This is a genomic window from Planococcus sp. APC 3906, assembly GCF_030407685.1.
Classification (GTDB): domain Bacteria; phylum Bacillota; class Bacilli; order Bacillales_A; family Planococcaceae; genus Planococcus; species Planococcus koreensis.
The window spans coordinates 1-4,017 of sequence record NZ_JASDCW010000058.1 but is presented as its reverse complement, the minus strand read 5'-3'; the positions used below and the strand labels follow the sequence as shown (position 1 = coordinate 4,017).

At 41.9% G+C, this 4,017-nt stretch carries 5 protein-coding genes; 4 read left to right on the top strand and 1 reads right to left on the bottom strand.

Features of this window, described 5'->3' with window-relative positions:
• The first annotated feature begins 149 nt into the window (after nt 1–149).
• From QMA09_RS16905 to QMA09_RS16890, 4 genes are all read left to right on the top strand, one after another.
• Nucleotides 150–998, top strand: a complete 849-nt coding sequence (locus QMA09_RS16905) for a glycerophosphodiester phosphodiesterase (protein WP_483313565.1) — start codon at nt 150–152, stop codon at nt 996–998.
• Between the two features lie 182 nt (nt 999–1,180).
• Nucleotides 1,181–1,423: a hypothetical protein gene (locus QMA09_RS16900; protein WP_290213974.1), complete on the top strand. Its 243-nt coding sequence runs from the start codon at nt 1,181–1,183 to the stop codon at nt 1,421–1,423.
• Between the two features lie 55 nt (nt 1,424–1,478).
• Complete coding sequence (locus QMA09_RS16895) at nt 1,479–1,961, top strand: DUF7000 family protein (RefSeq protein ID WP_290213973.1); 483 nt, start codon at nt 1,479–1,481, stop codon at nt 1,959–1,961.
• Between the two features lie 274 nt (nt 1,962–2,235).
• Entirely contained in the window at nt 2,236–3,156 is a 921-nt protein-coding gene (locus QMA09_RS16890) for an HNH endonuclease (protein ID WP_290213972.1), read from the top strand.
• Nucleotides 3,157–3,277: 121 nt separating this feature from the next.
• Here the strand turns inward: QMA09_RS16890 and QMA09_RS16885 are convergent.
• Nucleotides 3,278–4,017: SGNH/GDSL hydrolase family protein (locus QMA09_RS16885; protein WP_290213971.1), on the bottom strand; the 740-nt coding region annotated here is incomplete at its 5' end.

Here is a 4,017-nt window from a genome sequence, read left to right as displayed (position 1 = left end):
GTGTGCTAGAAAATTAATGAATTTAAAATAAAATATATCCTTTAATTTACAATTTATTAACCCTTCTTAACGTTCTAGTAATGGTTAGCATATATTCATTGCTTAAACTTAGGTTATCACATACATAAGGAGTGGATATTTTGAAACGAATGATGACGATTTTAGCAGCAAGCCTTGCAATGACAGCTTTTACCGGATCAGCACTTGCTGCTGAAGATGGTGAAGCAACGAAGACGATATCAAAACAGCAACAGCAAGAGATGGTGAACGTTGCACATCGCGGAGCTTCTGGCCATGCGCCTGAGAATACGATGGAAGCCTTCCAAAAAGGATTTGAAATGAAGGCAGACTATATTGAAATCGATGTGCAAATGACAAAAGATGGAGAGCTGGTCGTCATTCACGACACTACTGTCGATCGGACAACCGACGGAACTGGCAAAGTGGGCGATCTGACGTTAGCGGAAATTCGGCAGTTGGATGCCGGCAGCTGGTTTGGTGAAGCTTATGCTGGTGAGAAAGTTCCTACTTTTGAGGAAGTATTAGATGAGTTCCGTGGGAAAGTCGGTATTTTAATCGAATTGAAGGCCCCTGAACTATATCCAGGAGTAGAAGCGAAGATTGCTGATGCTTTGATCGAAAGAAATATGGATACACCGAATAATGAAAAGATCATCATCCAATCGTTTAATCACGAATCCATGAAAACATCGAAAGAACTTTTACCGAATATCTCTCATGGCGTTCTTTTAGGTGGAAATTGGGCAAATGTAACGGAAGAGCAATTAGCTCAATTTGCTGCTTATGCTGACTACTTCAATCCATCGATGTACATTGTAACGGAAGAACTGGTTGATGACGTTCATGAAGCGGGGATGGACATTTATCCTTACACGTCAAGATCACAAGAACAAGCTTTGCGTCTATTCGATTTGAATGTCGATGGAATCATTACAGATTATCCCGAGCATGTCTATGCTCATCCTGTAAAAAACTAAGATTTCAATAGTGTGCATGCCAGGTAGAGAATTCTTAAATTCTCTACCTTTTTTGGTTTTAAAAAACATTTTCATTCAGTCCAATTGGCACACGAAAGCACCCGACTTGTGAAGCTTTGGCATATGCAAAGAGGAATGCTCAATAAGAATATCGAAAGTATCAACAAAGGAGTGGAGAGGCTATGAACAAGATATCATTATCGCGTGTCATCGGTGCGTTTATCGGTTTCGTAGCCGGAAGTATCGGCGGTGCTTTCCTCGGCTTAGTTGTGGGTGGGACTTTTTTAGGCGGCCTTGATATTTATGAATCTACCGGATTTGAAGGATATGAGTTAACCGCATATATAGGGGCTATAATTGGCGCCATTGTGATGACAATAGCAGGAGCTGAATTTGCGCGGAGGATTGTCGACAAAAAAGGGTGAAGGGAATGATAAATAATGCAGAAGCAGGAGAATTGATCTTCTAGGGGGTGAAGGGTTGAAAGGGTTGAATCAACTAATCCGTGAATACACGGACCAGTTGCAAGACGGTGAACTTCAGGGTGCGTACAAAGGGATTTTAGCGTTTATCAGCAAATTGCGAATAGGATTGATTAAAAAATACCCGCAGTACGAAATCGGCTCTATGTATCAAGGGTATATGGATATGACATTTTTTTCATTCAAGACAGAACAGCTAAAAGATAAAGGGTTGAAAATCGCCATTGTTTATTTGCACGAAAAAGGAGCTTTTGAAGTCTGGCTTTCTGCCCGGAACAGGGACGTTGCAAGGAAATATGAGTTTATAAGGGCCAGTAGCATTTTAGATGACATTATTGTGTTTCATGATGAGGCAAATTTAGAAGCCATCATCGAATGCACATTGACCTCTGCACCAGATTTCGAGGATCCGGATTCGCTTTCCGATTTGATTGATCATGGAGTCAACAAGTTTGTTGCTGCTGTAACCCGTCACTTATAACAAGCGTCTTGAAAAAACAAAGTTAAGAGGGTACTGAAGTTATCTGGTTCGGCCGCTTTGAAGATGTAGACTTGCTGCGGACGGTGAAGTTTGAGCGCCTGGAGCGGCTGGAAAGGGTGCTTAACTAGAGTGAGTGGCTATTATAAAGGAACCTTCTTCAATTTTTCTGGTAAATATTGAAGAAGGTTCCTTTTTTAGAATTTGAATGTGGTATTCTGAATTAACAAACTTAACTAACATACCATCAAATTGCATTGCAAAGGGGACCCGGAAAATGGTGAAAAAATATCAAGAACAAGTAGACCTTATTTCAGCAGAGGTGCCAGATATACGCTTATTGCCGATGTCTAAAAATGATCTTGCATTCATTGGAAAAAGCATTGAGGAAGTCCAGGATTGGTTCAAGTTCTATTTGCCAGGCAATAAATATCAGTTTAAGAGAAAAATGACCGCACCAAAAGGGACATTGGTTTTATTTCAGTTCCGCGGCCGTTTGATCGCTTCTGCTCTGCTGAAAAAGACAGTAAGCTATGATGAAGTGAATGAATTTGGATACAGTGGGTATTATAAGTTTTCCAAGTCTTCCATTTTCACTTTTGATCCTCTGGATATAAAAGATGTTCAGAAAATATGGAGCGGGATGAAAGGCTTCAACCAATCACATCAGGCTCTAGACGCTGCCCAATATCCGGCTCTTAAGCAGTTGCTAGCCAAGCGGCAATTACGTTTTTTGAAGTTTAAGAATGATGAAGATTATCAAAAATCCATAGAGGAAATAACAATAAAGAAGGCAGTCGTTGAAGATCGACCAAAAGAATTGATTGAAAAAGGAAGCCAAGCATCCAAAAAAATGCAATGGGGAAGAGCACCCTTGACAGCTAAAAGAGCTATTGTACAGGCTAATTTTAAATGTGAAGTGGATGCGTCGCATGAGTTTTTCGTTTCATCTGTAACAGATAAAAATTATGTAGAAGCGCACCATCTTATACCTTTGGAGTTTCAACCTCAATTCGATAATAGTTTAGATGTTGAAGCGAATATTGTCTCGCTTTGCGCAATGTGCCATAAAAAGATTCACCATGCCCCCGGAAGCGAGAAATTTCAGATGGTTGAAATATTGCATGACAAGAGAAGTGAGCGTTTGAAGAAGTGTGAGATTTATATTGGGAAAGAAGATTTGAAAATGCGTTATTAGCATTGCTCGAGCTAAGGGATAAGGAATTATTGTCCCGCTCTTTGCTAGCGTAAGATAATAAGCAATGAAGAGCTGCAGCCCAATATTCACTAGGACTGCAGCTTTTAAGTATCCTTATACCTTAATCCAACCCCAAAGCATCCGATCCGATATCAGCGAGCACTTCCTGTCCAGCATTCGTCGGATGGATGTCGCCTTGAATGACGTAGGCGGCTTGGTTATTGCCGAAAGCACTGTATGCGTCAGCCACATAGACATTGGTGTTCGCAAATGCGAGTGCCGTAAACCCAGCGTTTATCTGCGGAAGGACAGCGTCGGCCACATAATGCAGCGGATCATTCAATTGAAACGGATTGTAGACATTGTACAAAACGATAGGGGCATCGGTCAGCGAGCGAATTTCTTCGATTGTTTCAGCGATATTGCTGAAAACGTTGCTAGTGGCCAGCTTTTGCTGCAGCAATTGCTGGAACAAAGCCTGATTCCCGCCGCTTTCTGCAGCTGCAGCGCGCAGGATTGCTAACAGATCGTTGCTGCCTATGGTCACAGCCACATAATCGGAGTGGTCAATGGCTTGGCGGTATTTTTGGTCGGTTTCCAAAGCGTCTAATAGCTGAGCGGATTGCCATCCAGGAACCCCCAAATTGCGGACCCGCAAATCACCATCTTCGCCAATCAAATAAGGGTAGCTGGTTTTCGCGGGATTTTGGTTGTTCTGGCCGAGGTTGAAACCGAACGGAATCGAATCCCCCAATGCGACAAGCGACTCTTTAGCGTTGTCATTTTTGGCAAAAGCAGATGGAGCTGTTAGTGAACTGACAAGCAAAATAGCAGTAGCGGTTTTGATGAGCCTTTTCATAT

Excerpts from the sequence above, each read along its gene's own strand:
- QMA09_RS16905 (WP_483313565.1), top strand. The coding sequence starts at position 150 with ATGATGACGATTTTAGCAGCAAGCCTTGCAATGACAGCTTTTACCGGA.
- QMA09_RS16900 (WP_290213974.1), top strand. The coding sequence starts at position 1,181 with ATGAACAAGATATCATTATCGCGTGTCATCGGTGCGTTTATCGGTTTC.
- QMA09_RS16890 (WP_290213972.1), top strand. The coding sequence starts at position 2,236 with ATGGTGAAAAAATATCAAGAACAAGTAGACCTTATTTCAGCAGAGGTG.